Source organism: Acetatifactor sp. (assembly GCF_982438285.1).
This window is the reverse complement of record NZ_CEWDFQ010000038.1, coordinates 1-14,655: the sequence shown is the minus strand read 5'-3', so window position 1 is coordinate 14,655 and position 14,655 is coordinate 1. Positions and strand designations below refer to the sequence as shown.

Annotated in this window: 15 protein-coding genes; 14 read left to right on the top strand and 1 reads right to left on the bottom strand. The window is 48.5% G+C overall.

Annotated features, from left to right (window positions below; all coding sequences use genetic code 11):
- The 10 genes from AC1WIP_RS03385 to ispD form a co-directional block, all read left to right on the top strand.
- A partial coding sequence (locus AC1WIP_RS03385; protein WP_481140485.1) for an ABC transporter permease occupies positions 1-1,372 on the top strand: 1,372 nt, incomplete at its 5' end.
- Positions 1,373-1,442: 70 nt separating this feature from the next.
- Complete coding sequence (locus tag AC1WIP_RS03380) at positions 1,443-1,919, top strand: YcxB family protein (protein WP_481140484.1); 477 nt, start codon at positions 1,443-1,445, stop codon at positions 1,917-1,919.
- 53 nt (positions 1,920-1,972) lie between these two features.
- On the top strand, positions 1,973-2,404 hold the full coding sequence (tsaE, locus tag AC1WIP_RS03375; RefSeq protein ID WP_481140483.1) for a tRNA (adenosine(37)-N6)-threonylcarbamoyltransferase complex ATPase subunit type 1 TsaE: 432 nt from the start codon (positions 1,973-1,975) through the stop codon (positions 2,402-2,404).
- 23 nt (positions 2,405-2,427) lie between these two features.
- A complete protein-coding gene (gene tsaB / locus AC1WIP_RS03370; protein WP_318709163.1) occupies positions 2,428-3,162 on the top strand; it encodes a tRNA (adenosine(37)-N6)-threonylcarbamoyltransferase complex dimerization subunit type 1 TsaB in 735 nt (244 codons plus the stop codon).
- Positions 3,159-3,599: a ribosomal protein S18-alanine N-acetyltransferase gene (rimI, locus tag AC1WIP_RS03365; RefSeq protein WP_481140482.1), complete on the top strand. Its 441-nt coding sequence runs from the start codon at positions 3,159-3,161 to the stop codon at positions 3,597-3,599. Before tsaB ends, rimI begins: the two co-directional genes overlap by 4 nt.
- Before the next feature lie 141 nt (positions 3,600-3,740).
- On the top strand, positions 3,741-3,989 hold the full coding sequence (locus AC1WIP_RS03360) for a hypothetical protein (RefSeq protein ID WP_481140481.1): 249 nt from the start codon (positions 3,741-3,743) through the stop codon (positions 3,987-3,989).
- 25 nt (positions 3,990-4,014) lie between these two features.
- Positions 4,015-4,944 (top strand): ribonuclease Z, encoded by a 930-nt coding sequence (locus AC1WIP_RS03355; RefSeq protein ID WP_481140480.1) that lies wholly within the window; start codon positions 4,015-4,017, stop codon positions 4,942-4,944.
- Positions 4,941-5,525, top strand: coding sequence for a DUF6715 family protein (locus tag AC1WIP_RS03350; protein WP_481140479.1), 585 nt, complete (start codon positions 4,941-4,943; stop codon positions 5,523-5,525). Before AC1WIP_RS03355 ends, AC1WIP_RS03350 begins: the two co-directional genes overlap by 4 nt.
- Before the next feature lie 37 nt (positions 5,526-5,562).
- On the top strand, positions 5,563-6,582 hold the full coding sequence (gene tsaD / locus AC1WIP_RS03345; protein ID WP_481140478.1) for a tRNA (adenosine(37)-N6)-threonylcarbamoyltransferase complex transferase subunit TsaD: 1,020 nt from the start codon (positions 5,563-5,565) through the stop codon (positions 6,580-6,582).
- Position 6,583: 1 nt separating this feature from the next.
- Positions 6,584-7,366 carry a 2-C-methyl-D-erythritol 4-phosphate cytidylyltransferase gene (gene ispD / locus AC1WIP_RS03340; RefSeq protein ID WP_481140477.1) on the top strand — a complete coding sequence of 261 codons (783 nt, stop codon included), beginning with the start codon at positions 6,584-6,586 and terminating at the stop codon, positions 7,364-7,366.
- 68 nt (positions 7,367-7,434) lie between these two features.
- Here the strand turns inward: ispD and AC1WIP_RS03335 are convergent, their stop codons facing one another.
- Entirely contained in the window at positions 7,435-9,687 is a 2,253-nt protein-coding gene (locus AC1WIP_RS03335) for a helix-turn-helix domain-containing protein (RefSeq protein ID WP_481140476.1), read from the bottom strand.
- Positions 9,688-9,980: 293 nt separating this feature from the next.
- Here AC1WIP_RS03335 and AC1WIP_RS03330 point away from each other — a divergent pair, with 293 nt between their 5' ends.
- From AC1WIP_RS03330 to AC1WIP_RS03315, 4 genes are all read left to right on the top strand, one after another.
- Entirely contained in the window at positions 9,981-11,621 is a 1,641-nt protein-coding gene (locus tag AC1WIP_RS03330) for a type 2 periplasmic-binding domain-containing protein (protein WP_481140475.1), read from the top strand.
- A 157-nt stretch (positions 11,622-11,778) separates the two neighbouring features.
- Positions 11,779-12,747, top strand: coding sequence for an ABC transporter permease (locus tag AC1WIP_RS03325; protein ID WP_481140474.1), 969 nt, complete (start codon positions 11,779-11,781; stop codon positions 12,745-12,747).
- A gap of 11 nt (positions 12,748-12,758) precedes the next feature.
- Positions 12,759-13,625: a carbohydrate ABC transporter permease gene (locus AC1WIP_RS03320; protein ID WP_481140473.1), complete on the top strand. Its 867-nt coding sequence runs from the start codon at positions 12,759-12,761 to the stop codon at positions 13,623-13,625.
- A gap of 125 nt (positions 13,626-13,750) precedes the next feature.
- Positions 13,751-14,452, top strand: coding sequence for a rhamnogalacturonan acetylesterase (locus AC1WIP_RS03315; RefSeq protein ID WP_481140472.1), 702 nt, complete (start codon positions 13,751-13,753; stop codon positions 14,450-14,452).
- Positions 14,453-14,655: the final 203 nt, after the last annotated feature.

Sequence of the window (14,655 nt, the reverse complement as noted above, 5' to 3'; positions counted from 1 at the left end):
GATCTGGACGGCCTATGGCATGATGTATCGGATGGACAGTCTGATCGTTGTGTTTGACCCTGTGCTGGCAGTGATTTCCCTGACGGCTTCCATTCTGTGTACCATGGGGGCCACCTGGCTCACCTGCCGGTATGAGCTTTCCCAGGTGGCGGCAGAGCTGATGCGTCCCAAGGCTCCCAAGGCGGGAAAGAGAGTATTTTTGGAGTATATTCCTTTTATCTGGCGCAGGCTGGGCTTTTTAAGAAAGGTGTCTGTGCGCAATATTTTCCGGTATAAGAAGCGTCTGCTCATGATGGTGGCAGGCATCAGCGGCTGTACCGCCCTTTTGGTGACGGGCTTTGGCATAAAGGATTCTGTGGCCAATATAGCAACCCAGCAGTTTGAGGAAATACAGATTTATGATATCGGCGTGACTCTTTCTGAGACGGTTACGGATCAGATGGAGGAAGCTCTCACAGAGGCGCTGGGAGAGGAGCTTTCCGGGTATTATACGCTGATGGAAAGCAGTATGGACCTGGTTACAAAACAGGGCGAAAAGTCGGTAAATCTGGTGGTGGCCCAGGAAAGTGAAGGGCAGGAGAATATTGCCTCCTACTTGAATCTCCACACCCAAAGAAGGGAGCCTCTCCCATATCCGGGGAAGGGTGAGGCTGTGGTCACACAGAAGGCAGCGGACCAGCTTGGAATTTCTCTGGGGGATACAGTGACGCTGCAGGATGAGGACGGCAGAACCATTACTCTGAAGGTCTCCGGCCTTTCCCGCAACTTTATCTATAATTATGTTTACATGAACAAGGCGGATTACGAGGAACAGATGGGAGAGGAAGCCCAGTATAAGACCATCTGGGTGAATGTGTCGGAAAATGCGGACGTACATCGGGCATCCGCCTCCCTGATGCAGCTGGAGGGTGTTTCCAATGTGACGGTGAATGAGGACACGATGGAGCGGTTCGGCAGCATGATGGAAAGCCTGAATATGATCGTGGTGGTGATTATTATCTGCGCGGGAGGGCTTGCCTTCATTGTGCTGTACAATCTGACCAATATCAATATCACGGAGCGGATTCGGGAAATTGCCACAATTAAGGTGCTGGGCTTTTACAAAAACGAGACGGCGTCCTATGTGTTTCGGGAAAATACCGTACTTGCATTGATGGGTACGCTGGTGGGACTTCCTCTGGGAATGCTGCTGCACCGCTTTGTTATGAGCCAGGTACAGATCGATATGGTGGCCTTTGATGTGCAGGTGCTGCCCGTGAGCTACCTTTACAGCGCAGTGCTGACCATGCTTTTTGCGTGGCTGATCAATCGTTTTATGAGAAGAAAGCTGGACCATGTCAGCATGACGGAGTCCTTAAAGAGTGTTGATTAGTACATTGGGTCTTGCATTTTATAGGGCAATTCAATATAATAACGAAGGAAAATAACGGAAGGAAACGCGCATGGTGGAATTGGATATCAAAATAGAGGCGGCGGATCTGTATGATTATATGCTGATGCACTCCTACAACAGCGCTGGAGGAATCCTGGGAAGCGCCTTTGGCGCAGTGCTGGTGGTTTTTTCTCTGATGAACGGACAGTGGATTTTTTTGGTGGGAGGAGCGGTGCTTTTGGCTTATCTGCCCTGTACCCTTTTTCTCAAAAGCAGGCGGCAGGCCCTTCAGAATCCAGCCTTCCGCAAGCCGCTGCACTATGTGCTGGATGAGGATGGGATTTGTATTTCCCAGGGAGAGGTGTCTGCAAGGCAGTCCTGGGAGGATATGGTAAAGGCTGTTTCCACTGGAAGAAGTATTATTTTGTACACCTCAAGAATCAACGCTACTATTTTTCCCAGAGCCCAGCTGGGGGACAAGAAGGCGGCAGTGATTGAAATGATCGCCACGCATATGTCTCCGGACAAGGTGAAAATAAGAACCTGAGGGACAGATGAGCGGAAAATAAAGAATAAGCCGAAGAGGAAGCAAAAAGAGAAATGATATTTGAGACAAACAGCTCTCAGGAGACCTTTGCTCTGGGGGAAAAGCTTGGAAGAAAATGCTGTCCCGGCCAGGTCTATACGCTGACAGGAGACTTAGGGACGGGAAAAACTGTGCTGGCCCAGGGCTTTGCCAGAGGGCTTGGAATTGACGAGCCGGTGAACAGTCCTACCTTTACCATACTTCAGGTATATAAAGAGGGAAGGATACCCTTTTACCATTTTGACGTATACCGCATCGCAGATGTGGAGGAGATGGAAGAGATTGGTTATGAAGACTGCTTCTACGGGGAAGGCGTCTGCCTGATCGAGTGGGCGGAGCTGATTGGAGAGCTTCTGCCAAAGGATACAATAAAAATCACCCTGGAAAAGGATTTGGAAAAGGGCTTTGATTACCGGAAAATCACGGTAGAGGAAACGGCGGAGTAAAACGCTTATGAATGGAGACTGACATGAAAATTTTGGGACTGGACAGCTCGGGACTTGTGGCCAGCGCTGCAGTTGTGGAGGATGACGTGCTTTTGGCGGAGTATACCACCAATTACAAAAAGACCCACTCGCAGATGCTGCTTCCCATGCTGGAGGAACTGAAAAACAGGATAGAGCTGGATCTGCAGAGCCTTGACGCCATAGCTGTTGCATCGGGACCGGGTTCCTTTACAGGCCTTCGCATTGGTGCGGCTACAGCAAAAGGGCTGGGACTTGCCTTGCATAAGCCCCTGGTGGAGGTGCCGACCCTGGAGGGGCTTGCCTATACGCTTTGGGGAACGGGGCGTTTAATCTGTCCTTTGATGGACGCAAGAAGAAACCAGGTTTACACAGGACTCTATGAGTTTGTGCCCGCCAAGGCAGAGCTTTCACAGACGGAGCTTTTGCTGCATACCGTGTCCGGACAGCGGGCGGCGGATATCTCGGATATTTTGAATGAAATCAACACCCTGGGAAGGAAGGTGATTTTTCTAGGGGACGGTGTGCCGGTTTACAGAGAAAAAATAGAGGAACAGGTAAAAGTCCCCTTTGTGTTTGCCCCGGCCTCCTGCAACAGGCAGCGGGCGGCAGCCGTTGCGGCTTTGGGCGCTGTTTATTTTCGGGAGGGAAAAATTGTTTCCGCAAAGGAGCACAGGCCGGAATACCTGCGCAAGAGCCAGGCGGAGCGTGAGAGGGAAGAAAAGGGCGGATTGGCATGAAGCTTGTAATCAGAAGGCTTAAGATGGAGGACGTGCAGCCCTTAAGCATCATTGAGGCGGAAGCCTTCAGCATGCCCTGGTCGGCAGAGAGCTTTGCAGAGCTTATAGAGAAAGCCTACTGCCTCAGTCTGGTGGCCGAGGCGGATGGAAAAGTGGCAGGCTGCTGCGTGATGACAGATTTGTGTGGAGAGGGAAGCATCGACAAGGTGGTGGTTGCAAAGGCTTTTCGTGGAAGAGGAATTGCCCAGAGGATGCTTCAGGAGCTTTTGCTTTTGGCCAGGGAGCGGGGAATCGGGGACATTACGCTGGAAGTCAGGGCCGGCAATGGGCCTGCCATCCACATTTACGAAAAGCTGGGATTTGTATCGGAGGGCATCCGGCCCGGCTTTTATGAAAAGCCTGTGGAGGACGCTTTGATTATGTGGAGACGCCGCTGATGGAAAAGCAGCCAAAAGGCGCATGACCAGTAAAACCGTGGCAGGAATTACCACGGTGAAAGAGGAGTTTTTCCGTTATAATGGGCTGGTAGACAGCAGAAAAGCAAAAGAAGCTGCAGGGCAGCCAAAAGGGAGGAACAAATGCGCAGATACGAAAAAGAGCAGGGGGATCAGCTGGTGCAGGTGATCTGCAACCGATGCGGAAAGGAATTGAAGCTGGAAAACGGATATCTGAAGGAAGGATGCTTAAACGTAGACTATGTTTTTGGATATTTCAGCGAAAAGGACGGGCTCAGGCATAGCTTTGACCTGTGCGAGGAGTGCTATGATGAAATGATCAGACATTTCCGCATTCCTGTGCAGATCAGTCAGGAGAGAGAGCTTTTGTAAATAAGAAGAAAGATGGTAAAAAAGTATGCTGGATGTTTGTTTGCTGGGAACAGGAGGAATGATGCCGCTGCCCTATCGGTGGCTTACTTCTCTCATGATGAGGTATAATGGGAAAAGCATTTTGATTGACTGCGGAGAGGGAACGCAGATTGCCATGAAGGAGAAGGGCTGGAGTCCCAAGCCCATAGATATCATATGCTTTACCCATTACCATGCAGATCATATCAGCGGACTTCCGGGGATGCTTTTGACTATGGGGAATGCGGAGCGAAAGGCTCCGCTTCTTTTGCTGGGACCAAAGGGCCTTGGCAGAGTGGTGGCGGCTCTGCGCGTGATAGCGCCGGAGCTTCCCTTTGAAATTGAGTGTGTGGAGATTACGGAGCCGGAGCAGAGCTTTTTCTTTGACGGTTTTCGCATTGAGGCTTTCAAGGTGAACCATAATGTGTTATGCTATGGATATAGCATTGTGATTGAGAGAGCTGGGAAATTTCAACGCTGCAAGGCGGAAGAGGGCGGCATTCCCATGAAATTCTGGAGCCTTTTGCAAAAGGGTGAGACTGTGGAGTGGGAGGGAAAGCGTTTTACCCCGGATATGGTTTTGGGAGAGCCGAGAAAGGGGCTTAAGGTTACCTACTGCACGGACACCCGCCCTACGGACGGTATAGTGGAAAACGCTGCAGGCTCTGACCTTTTTATCTGCGAGGGAATGTACGGGGAGCCGGACAAGCTTGCAAAGGCGAAGGAATACAAACATATGACCATGTACGAGGCCGCCCATCTGGCAAAGCGGGCAAAGGTATCACAGCTGTGGCTTACTCATTACAGCCCTTCCCTGCTGCATCCGGAGGAATTCATGCCCCGGGTGAGAAAGATTTTCCCGAAAGCGGTGGCCGCAAGGGATGGCAGAACCGTGGAATTGAATTTTGAAGAGGAAGAACGGAGTGATGTGGAATGAAAAAATCAACCACCACCATAACCCTGATTTTTGTGTGCGTTCTGGTGGCTGTGGTGGGATATTACGCATATCTGACAGGCAGGTCCAGAGAGAACAGGAAGGAGGCCGTTTTGTCAGAGGTTCAGCTGGTGCTGAGCCGTGATCTGGAAAACGACTATCCGCCTACGCCCAAGGAAGTAATCAGATTTTATAATGAGATCATAACCTGTTTTTACAATGAAGAGTGCACGGAGCAGGAGATTGAGGACCTGGGCAATAAGGCCAGACAGCTTTATGATGAAGAGCTGCTGGCCAATAATGAACCGGAAGCGTACCTGGTGCGCTTAAAGCAGGAGATTGAGGACGGGAAGGAAGCAGATATGCGGATCACCAGCGCTTCCGTGGCATCCAGCACCAACGTTGATTATTTTGAGGAGGATGGCTATGATTTTGCGCGGATTCACTGTGGCTATACCGTGATGTTAAACGGGGTAAGCACTCCGGTGAGGGAGGTTTATCTTCTGCGCCGGGACGAGAACCGGCAGTGGAAGATTTATGGCTGGGAGCTGGCGGAAAATGTAAATCCCCAGAACAGCCAATGAGACGGAGATTATTTTAGGGAGAGAAGTCGGCATTCATATGGAAGATATTATGATATTGGCAATTGAAAGCTCCTGTGATGAAACGGCGGCTGCCGTGGTAAAAAACGGCCGGGAGGTGCTTTCCAATGTGATTTCTTCACAGATCGCGCTGCATACGCTGTACGGAGGCGTGGTTCCCGAAATTGCGTCCAGAAAACACATAGAGAAGATCAATCAGGTGATTGAGACGGCTCTTTTGGAGGCGGGAGTGCCTCTGGAGCAGATGGACGCCATTGCGGTGACCTATGGACCGGGGCTTGTGGGAGCGCTGCTGGTGGGAGTTTCTGAAGCCAAGGCCATCAGCTTTGCCACAGGGATTCCCTTGGTGGGTGTGCATCATATAGAGGGACATATCTGCGCCAATTATATTGAAAACAAGGATTTGGAACCGCCCTTTATCTGTCTGGTAGTGTCGGGCGGTCATTCTCATCTGGTGGCAGTGAAGGATTACGGTGTCTATGAAATCATTGGAAGAACCAGAGATGATGCGGCGGGAGAAGCCTTTGACAAGGTGGCCAGGGCGATAGGACTTGGGTATCCGGGAGGTCCTAAGATTGATAAGCTTTCCAGAGAGGGAAATCCTGAGGCTATTTCCTTTCCAAGGGCTAAGGTGCAGGAAAGTGAATATGATTTCAGCTTCAGCGGCTTAAAGTCGGCGGTGCTTAACTACCTAAACGGCTGTAAGATGAAGGGGGAGACTGTGTGTGCGGCGGATGTGGCCGCATCCTTTCAAAAGGCAGTGATTGATGTGCTGGTGGAGCATTCTCTTCATGCCGTAAAGGAATTTGGGTATGAAAAATTTGCCATTGCCGGTGGCGTTGCTTCTAATTCTTCTCTCAGGGAGGCTTTGGCAGAACGCTGCGCCCGGGAGGGAGTGCGTTTTTATTATCCCTCTCCTGTTTTTTGTACGGACAATGCCGCTATGATTGGAACGGCGGGGTATTATGAGTTTATTAAGGGCGTAAAAAGCGGCTATGACTTGAATGCCGTGCCAAATCTGAAGCTGGGAGAACGCTGACATGGGGGAAAAGAAAAAACATTGTACGGCCATTGTGCTGGCAGCCGGCAGCGGAAGCCGGATGCACAGCGGCGTTGCCAAGCAATATATGCTTCTTGGAGGAAAACCGCTGATTTGGTATGCGCTTAGGGCGGTGGAGCAGTCTGCAGTGATAGACGACTGTATCCTTACGGCATCTGCCTCTGATCTGGACTATATGAGGAAGGAAATTGTGGAGAAATACGGCTTTCACAAGGTTGTATCCATTGTTCCGGGCGGAGCGGAGAGATATTTGTCTGTGGCCTGTGCGCTTCGCGTGGTGGCAGAGGGTGCCATGCCCATTCCAAACAGGGACGGCTATTTGTTTATTCATGATGGGGCCCGCCCATTTCTCACAGAGAAAATTCTGCAGGATACCTATAAGGCTGTAAAAAAGTATCATGCCTGTGTGGCGGCCATGCCCTCCAAGGACACGGTGAAGATTTCAGATGAGGAGGGATTTGCCAGGGACACGCCAGCAAGAAGGCTTGTCTGGACCATTCAGACGCCCCAGGTATTTGACACACAGCTGATTGTAAATGCTTACAGACAATTAGAGAAAAACAAAGACCGCCTTGAGAAAGAGGGAATCTTTGTTACAGACGATGCCAGCGTGGCAGAGCTGTTTACAGACCGGAAGGTGAAGCTGGTGGAGGCAGGCTATGAGAATATTAAGGTAACCACTCCTGAGGATATGAAAATTGCAGAGGCGCTGCTTGAAGGACAGAGGGAAAAAACAGAAAGCAGCGGGAAACTCCGGGAATAAAATAAAGATTAAAAAAAGCAGCGGACGTCCACTTTTGTGGACATCCGCTGTATTTATTTTGTGCGGCACTATTTTGTGCTATCCCGCATACTGCTTGGAGTTACGCCAAAAACCTTTTTAAACGCCCGTCTAAAGGTGTTTACATTGTTATATCCCACAGCGATGTACAGCTCATTCAGGCTGATATTTGTTTCCCTGATCAGTCTGGCTGCCTCTGTCATACGAATATTTTCCAGGTATGTGGAAAAATTTACGCCGGTTTTCTCCTTAAACATATGAGAAAAGTAGCTTTCAGAAATCTGAAATTCATCTGCAATTTTGTTTAAGCCCAGGGAAGGGTCCTTATAATTTTTGGCAATATATTTTTCTATGGTGGAGGCCAGGTTAGTGTCCTCCGACTCATTGGAAAAGAGGCGGCAGAGAGTCAGCGCCAGATCTTCGCACAGCTTGAAGGAAAGCCGTTCATTAAAACGCTCGTCCAATAGCCGCACTGCTTCCGGGTCAACTCCTGCAGGAAGTGCAAAACGTGCCTTCAGCAGTGTGTTGCGGATATCGGAAAGAAGATATTTTAACAGGTTCATGGGCAGAGAACGCTCCTCAATATTTTCCTGATGGATCAGGTTAAGCAGCTCAAGCACCTGAGAGGTATTGCCAGCCGTAATAAAGTGGATGAGCTTTGTGGAAATCTCCGGCGGATAGTAATAGGCGTTGGAGTTCTTCTTGATAAATTCGTAGGGAAAGAAAATATAGTTTTTGGTGGTATAGCTTACGGACTCCACCGCCTGCTGATAAGACTCCCAAACATTCATCAAAGAATCCGTGTTTCGCCCCATACCTGCAAAAAGCCATATATCGTAGGTGTCCAGCAGATAATTGTGAAGGTTGAGCACGACACTGCTGACCTTTATGGGAAAATCCTTTTCCTCGGAAGCGCTGCAGTGAAGCAGTACAGAGTAGGTTCTGTCAGTGGGGCTGAAATAGTATAAGGGCGTTCCCAGATATTTTTTCAAGGCCTCCACAATAATCTCCTGCAGCTGCTGAGAGGTGTCAAGACCTTCTGGAAGGGTATCGGAGGAGTCTCCGAAGTTGTTGTACACAACAACATGAAGCACATTATAATAGAAGGAATCCTCTTTCAGACCCAGATAATCAGTAATATAAGAAACCTCCTCCGCAGAGGTAATGGAGCCGGACATAAGACGGCGCACATAGGAGGTACAGATAATGGGGCGCTGTCTGTCCACCACCTCCTGAAGCTGGTTCTGTGCTTCCACCGCTTCGTGCAGCTCCTGGCCCAGCTCGATGATAGGACGGACATTTCTGCGGGAAAAGAAAAATACCAGCAGTCCCCCCATTACAAGGGCCAGAGCAAAGATCAGGAAAAATAAAATACGCTGTGGCCAGGTATTGGAGGTGGCGTCAAAAGATGGAAAGCCGTAATAATAAATATAACCGGTTTTGCCAGAGGTGTAGGTACCTATGGTGATGCCTTCCATGCCAGGCTGGCGGGATGCGAAGCCCTCAGAAAAATCCAGGGATGCAATGTCCCCGCTGGAGAGTACTGCGCCGTTTCCCAGCTGCAGAAGCTCCCGGCCCTCCTGGTCCAGTACGGTGAGAAAGCCGGCATTATCAAACTGGAGGCAGTCAAACATAGCGGCCAGTTCACTGCTTTCCAGAATAAAGCATACTACGCCGTTGGCATCCAGATAAAACAAATCACCCAGATCAATTACATACATAAAATAACTCCGGCTGTAGTTAGGGGTAAAGGCGTCCATGGGAAGAAACCGGTAAAAGTAATCTTCATTGGTCAGGTATTCCATCCACAGCGCCTCTTCGCCCACAGGATACTTTTTGATCCATTGGTAAAAGCGGTCCTCAGTAATGAAATAGGAGGGATTCAGTATGTAATCGGTAAGAGGCAGATAAATAAAGTTTTCCGTGATGGGAAGCAGAGATTCCGCAAACACATTTGTGGCCAGACTGATACGAACCTCATTTCCCATATCGGTAAAAGGGTGGTAGGTATTCTGATAATTCATGACCTTGCGGAAATCATCGCTTTGCAGAAGCTGACGGCAGTATACCTCCATAATGTCCAGATCATTCTCAAAAAGCTCCACATTGCTCACAAGGGTGGATTTATTCTGCAGATTATATAAAATACGAGTGTTATTAAACGTAGAATGGTACAAACCAAAGAACAAAATCAGAATAATCAGCAGAAAAATACTGTAAGAGGTTACCATTTTCAGCATAAGAGAATTGCTTTCATTTGTGGAATCTGTATTTGTTTTGGTATTTTCTTTATGTAAAATCATGGATGTAATCTCCCGGATATTTCATCTAAAAAAAATTTGAATAATATTTTATACTTATTGTAACAGTTTTGTACAAAAAAAACAACCTGAAAGCCCTTACAAAAAATCCAGTAAAAATGCGGCTTTGAGGGATACGGCAAACAAAATTTGCATCTTACAGCAAAAATTGTAACTTGTTTTTTAGAGGCTGGAATGATAGAGTGAAGTCAGTCAAGGGAACACCCTTTTGGAGAAAATTTCTGGGAGGCGTTTTCGTGACGAAGATTCCAAATCATTTTATAGGGAGGAAAGAAATGAAGAGAAAAGTATTATCTGTACTTCTGGCATCAGCTATGGTTGTTTCCCTGGCTGCATGTGGCGGAGAAGAAGCTTCTACCACTTCCGGTGAAAGCTCATCCAGTGAAAGCTCCGCAGCCGGTACCGAGGCTGCAGGCACAGAGTCTGCTGAGGGTTCTGGTTATGAGCTGACTACTCTTAAAATGGTAGTAAACGGTACCCTGACAGCAACTGTTGACGCTGGCCAGGCTGAATTTGAGGCTCAGTGGGAGGAGGCTGTAGGCGAAGCCATCGGTCATCCCATCGATCTGCAGATCCAGCAGTTAGACCACTCCGGTTATGTTGACGCAGTAGGACGTCTGTTTGCAGGCGGCGATTATCCTGACGTAATCATCATGAGCGCTGATATGTTCAAGCAGTATGCGCCTACCGGCCTTCTTTGGGATATGGCTGATGCGTATGAAAATGCTGACTTCCAGTCTCATATGATTCTGCCTGCTATCAATGAGAACCTGAAGGATTCCGAAGGTCATCTGTATGGCTTCGCTCCTACTTATGGAAACGGCTGTGTTACTTATGTAAAACAGGCATGGCTGGATGCAGTGGGCATTGATGCTTCCACCATCAAGACCTATGACGATTATTACAATATGCTGCTTGCATTCCACAACGGCGATCCTGATGGAAACGGCGTGACTGGAGACACCTATGGTGTGGTAGCAGCAGGCTTTATGGGAAATGAGGCTCCCTGGATCAACTATCTGCCTGAGTTCTGGCAGGATGCATATCCCGCAATCCTTCAGGATGAGAACGGCGTATGGTATGACGGCTTCCAGACTGAGGAGACCAAGGCTGCTCTGTTAAGACTGCGTCAGGCTTATGTGGACGGCGCAATCGATCCTGAGACCCTGACCGCTTCTACCAAGATCGCACGTGAGAAATGGTTCTCCAATGATCAGACCGGTTCTTCAGGCGTGTTCACCTACTGGGCAGGTTCCTGGTATCAGACCCTGACCGACAACCTGATTAAGAATGGCTTGGATTCTGAGCTGGTACAGCTTGCACCCATTGAAGAGGTTGGCGCTTACCTGAACAGAGAGGCGCCTGTATGGTGTATCATTGATGACGGCGACGGCGACGACTCCAGAGAGCAGGCGATCTTTGACGCGTTCATTGAGACCATGATGGACGGCGGCACTGTACAGACTCTGTGGACCTATGGTGCAGAGGATGTTCACTGGTCTACCAAGGCTGAGACCTTTACCACCAACCCTGGAACCGAGAACGAGCAGGTATATGAGTACGCTGACGGTGAATTCCACTTAAAGCAGTCTCCTAACGATCCTAACACCGTATGGAAGAAGAATCATCTGGATCCCGCTCTGGTTGTATGTTCTCTTGACAATGGATTTGCAGATCAGTCCGAGCTGGCAAGCGAAGGCAACAAGTTCTTTACCGAGAACTGTGTAGACGCTCCTTTGTCTCCTGCATCTGAGACCTACACCAATGAGTCCGGTACCATCTATGACGCAAAGCTGGCAGCAATCACCTCTGTAGTTGTAGAGGGCGGCGATGTGGAAGCTGCTATGGAAACCTATGTTAACACGGTTGGCTCTATCATCGATCAGTGCCTTGCAGAGCTGAACGCAGCTGAATAAATCAAAGGGCTATTAAGCTAACTGCATTTAGACTGTCCTGTTCCGATGGGATGCAACTTCCTTTGGGACAGGACAGTTTTTGAGAAAAGGATTTTTTGAAAAAATTTCATTTTGTGGGCAATATTGTATGAGGAAGAAATGAAAGGAAGAGGATGGTATGAGCAGGAAGAAGAAAACTGTTACGACGTCTACGGGTGTGGAAGTACGCCATAAGCCTTTAGGCCTGCGCATCAAGAATAACATCGGTTATTACGTGATGTTCCTGCCGGTATTGATTTTTGTCATCATCATATACTACTGGCCGATGCTTGGAATCCGGTACGCGTTTTATGATTACAAACCTGTGGGAGAACCTGCGTTTGTGGGCTTTGACCATTTTACGAGGATGTTTTCCACGGACGCATTTTGGACGGCGTTTAAAAATACGCTGGAACTGAGTATCATGAAGCTGATCATTACAACCTTTACGGCTGTAATTGTATCGGTGTTTTTGAACGAAATGGGAAATCTCTTTGCAAAGAAAACTTTGCAGACCATCATATACCTGCCCCACTTTATGTCCTGGGCAGTGGTTGCATCCATTTTCAGCTTGTTCTTGTCTCCCTCCAGCACTGGTCTTGTAAATGGTATTTTGAGAGACTGGGGCATTCTGGCGGAAGATGCACAAAGTATTTATTTCCTGGCTGAGCCAGCATGGTGGCGGCCGATTTTCTACATTATTAATATCTGGAAGGAAACTGGCTGGGGAACCATCATATTCCTGGCGACTCTTTCCGGCATTAACCCAGAGCTGTATGAGGCTGCGGACATCGACGGCGCAACACGTCTTCAGAAGATGCGCTACGTTACGCTGCCTGCTCTCTCCAACACTATCATCACAGTGTTGATCTTAAACCTGGCAAAGGTTATGAACATGTTTGAGTCAGTATTCGTGCTTTACAACAACGCGGTATACAGCGTATCCGACGTTATCTCCACCTACATATATCGTCAGACCTTCGCCATCGCGCTGCCAAACTACGGATACTCAACGGCGGTAGGTTTGTTCAAGTCCGTGGTGGGATGCTTCCTGGTACTGGTATGTAACTGGGCGAGCAAGAAGACCCGTGGCCGCGGAATCGTATAGGAGGTGTTGACATGGCAAAAGCAAAGACCGCTTATCGCAAGCCGAAAAACAGGATACATCTGTTTGATGTCATCAACTATATTGTATTTATTATCGTGGGACTGGCTGTGCTGGTGCCTATCTGGAAGGTGGTTGTGGACTCCTTCAACGCAGTGGGCGTATACCAGTTCCGTCTGTGGCCTCATGATTTTACCCTGGATGGATACCGTACCATCATTGAAACACAGGCTCTGTACAGACCTTTCATCAACTCTGTGGTAACCACAGTGCTGGGAACCTTGCTTGGTCTGGTGCTTTCCACTCTGGGAGGCTATGTGCTGATTCAGTTTGATATGCCGGGACGTAATTTCTTCGCATATGTTCTGCTTTTCACCATGATTTTCTCAGGTGGAATGATTCCGGAGTATCTGGTTATGAGACAGCTGGGTCTGGTGAACAGCATGTGGGTGCTTGTGGTAAAGCACGGAATCAATGTATACAATCTGGTGCTGATGAGAAACTTCTTTGAAGGCATTCCGGGAAGCTTGTATGAGGCAGCAAAGATCGACGGCTGTTCTCCCATGGGAATTTTCTTCAAGATTGTGCTGCCGCTGTCCAAGGCTGCCCTGGCTTCCATCGGTCTGATGTTTGCAGTTACCGTATGGAATGACTACAGTACTGTGCAGATTTACATTACCGAACCTAGCCAGACAAACTTCCAGTATAAACTGAGAAACATGATCATGGATGGCGATACGCCCACCACATCCTATAATGTATCGCAGAATACGCTGTATTATGCAGGTATCGTTGCGGCGATTCTTCCTTTCATGCTGTTGTATCCCTTCCTGCAGAAATATTTTGTAAAGGGAGTGAATATCGGAGCGGTAAAGGAATAAGGCCGGATGGCGTAAAGAGAGCTGTTATGGCAAAAAGGGCAAGGAAAATTCCGGTTTTCCTTGCCTTGTCTGTCTTATATAAAAGCGTATATAATATAGGAATATATAAGGAAATAGGAGCGGAAATGAACACAATTTTTTGGGCCGGAGATTCTACGGTACAGACAAACAATTATGCCACCTATCCACAGACCGGCATTGGCCAGGTGTTTTCTTTGTTTTTGCGGGAAGGATATCAGGTGGAAAACCATGCTAAAAATGGCAGGAGTACAAAAAGCTTTTTGGACGAGGGAAGGCTTGCGGCCATAGAACAGCGTCTGGGCGAGGGGGACTTTTTGTTTATTCAGTTTGGACATAACGATGAAAAGTCGGAGGACCCTTCCCGCTATACCGATCCCTTTTCCTCCTTTATGGAAAATCTGGAGATTTACATAAATACTGCCAGAAAAAAGGGAGCCTTTCCGGTGCTGATCACACCGGTGGAGCGCAGGTGCTTTGTGGACGAAGGACATCTTGGACCGGGAGCCCACGGGGATTACGTAGAGGGGATGAAGCGCACGGCCCGGAACTGCCAGGTGCCTTTGGTTGACTTGTACAGTGCAAGCAGAAGGGCATTGGAAAAGGCGGGGGAGGAAGGCAGCCGGAAATGGTATATGTTCTTCCCGGCGGGAAGCTACGAAGAGCACATGGAGGAATCCACAGACAATACCCATCTGCGGTATGAAGGGGCGGTAAAATATGCAAGTCTCATAGCGGAGGGATTAAGGGATCTTGGCGGTATTTACGGAGAAATGCTGTTTGAAGAGTCCCAAGCGGAAGCGCTTTGAAAAACTGTGGCAGGCACCGCCTTTGGACGGCTGTCTGTTTCACGTAAATGTTTGGCGTAAAATTTGTAAGAAAATTGTAAAAAATATGTTGACAGGAAAGCTTCCTTTTGTTACAATAATTTCTGCCGCTGAGTGAGCGGAACACGCTTGGAGAGATATCGAAGTGGTCATAACGAGGCGGTCTTGAAAACCGTTTGTCCGCA

Coding starts and splice junctions, on each gene's coding strand:
- AC1WIP_RS03380 (WP_481140484.1), top strand. CDS start 1,443: ATGGTGGAATTGGATATCAAAATAGAGGCGGCGGATCTGTATGATTAT.
- tsaE (WP_481140483.1), top strand. CDS start 1,973: ATGATATTTGAGACAAACAGCTCTCAGGAGACCTTTGCTCTGGGGGAA.
- tsaB (WP_318709163.1), top strand. CDS start 2,428: ATGAAAATTTTGGGACTGGACAGCTCGGGACTTGTGGCCAGCGCTGCA.
- rimI (WP_481140482.1), top strand. CDS start 3,159: ATGAAGCTTGTAATCAGAAGGCTTAAGATGGAGGACGTGCAGCCCTTA.
- AC1WIP_RS03360 (WP_481140481.1), top strand. CDS start 3,741: ATGCGCAGATACGAAAAAGAGCAGGGGGATCAGCTGGTGCAGGTGATC.
- AC1WIP_RS03355 (WP_481140480.1), top strand. CDS start 4,015: ATGCTGGATGTTTGTTTGCTGGGAACAGGAGGAATGATGCCGCTGCCC.
- AC1WIP_RS03350 (WP_481140479.1), top strand. CDS start 4,941: ATGAAAAAATCAACCACCACCATAACCCTGATTTTTGTGTGCGTTCTG.
- tsaD (WP_481140478.1), top strand. CDS start 5,563: ATGGAAGATATTATGATATTGGCAATTGAAAGCTCCTGTGATGAAACG.
- ispD (WP_481140477.1), top strand. CDS start 6,584: ATGGGGGAAAAGAAAAAACATTGTACGGCCATTGTGCTGGCAGCCGGC.
- AC1WIP_RS03335 (WP_481140476.1), bottom strand. CDS start 9,687: ATGATTTTACATAAAGAAAATACCAAAACAAATACAGATTCCACAAAT.
- AC1WIP_RS03330 (WP_481140475.1), top strand. CDS start 9,981: ATGAAGAGAAAAGTATTATCTGTACTTCTGGCATCAGCTATGGTTGTT.
- AC1WIP_RS03325 (WP_481140474.1), top strand. CDS start 11,779: ATGAGCAGGAAGAAGAAAACTGTTACGACGTCTACGGGTGTGGAAGTA.
- AC1WIP_RS03320 (WP_481140473.1), top strand. CDS start 12,759: ATGGCAAAAGCAAAGACCGCTTATCGCAAGCCGAAAAACAGGATACAT.
- AC1WIP_RS03315 (WP_481140472.1), top strand. CDS start 13,751: ATGAACACAATTTTTTGGGCCGGAGATTCTACGGTACAGACAAACAAT.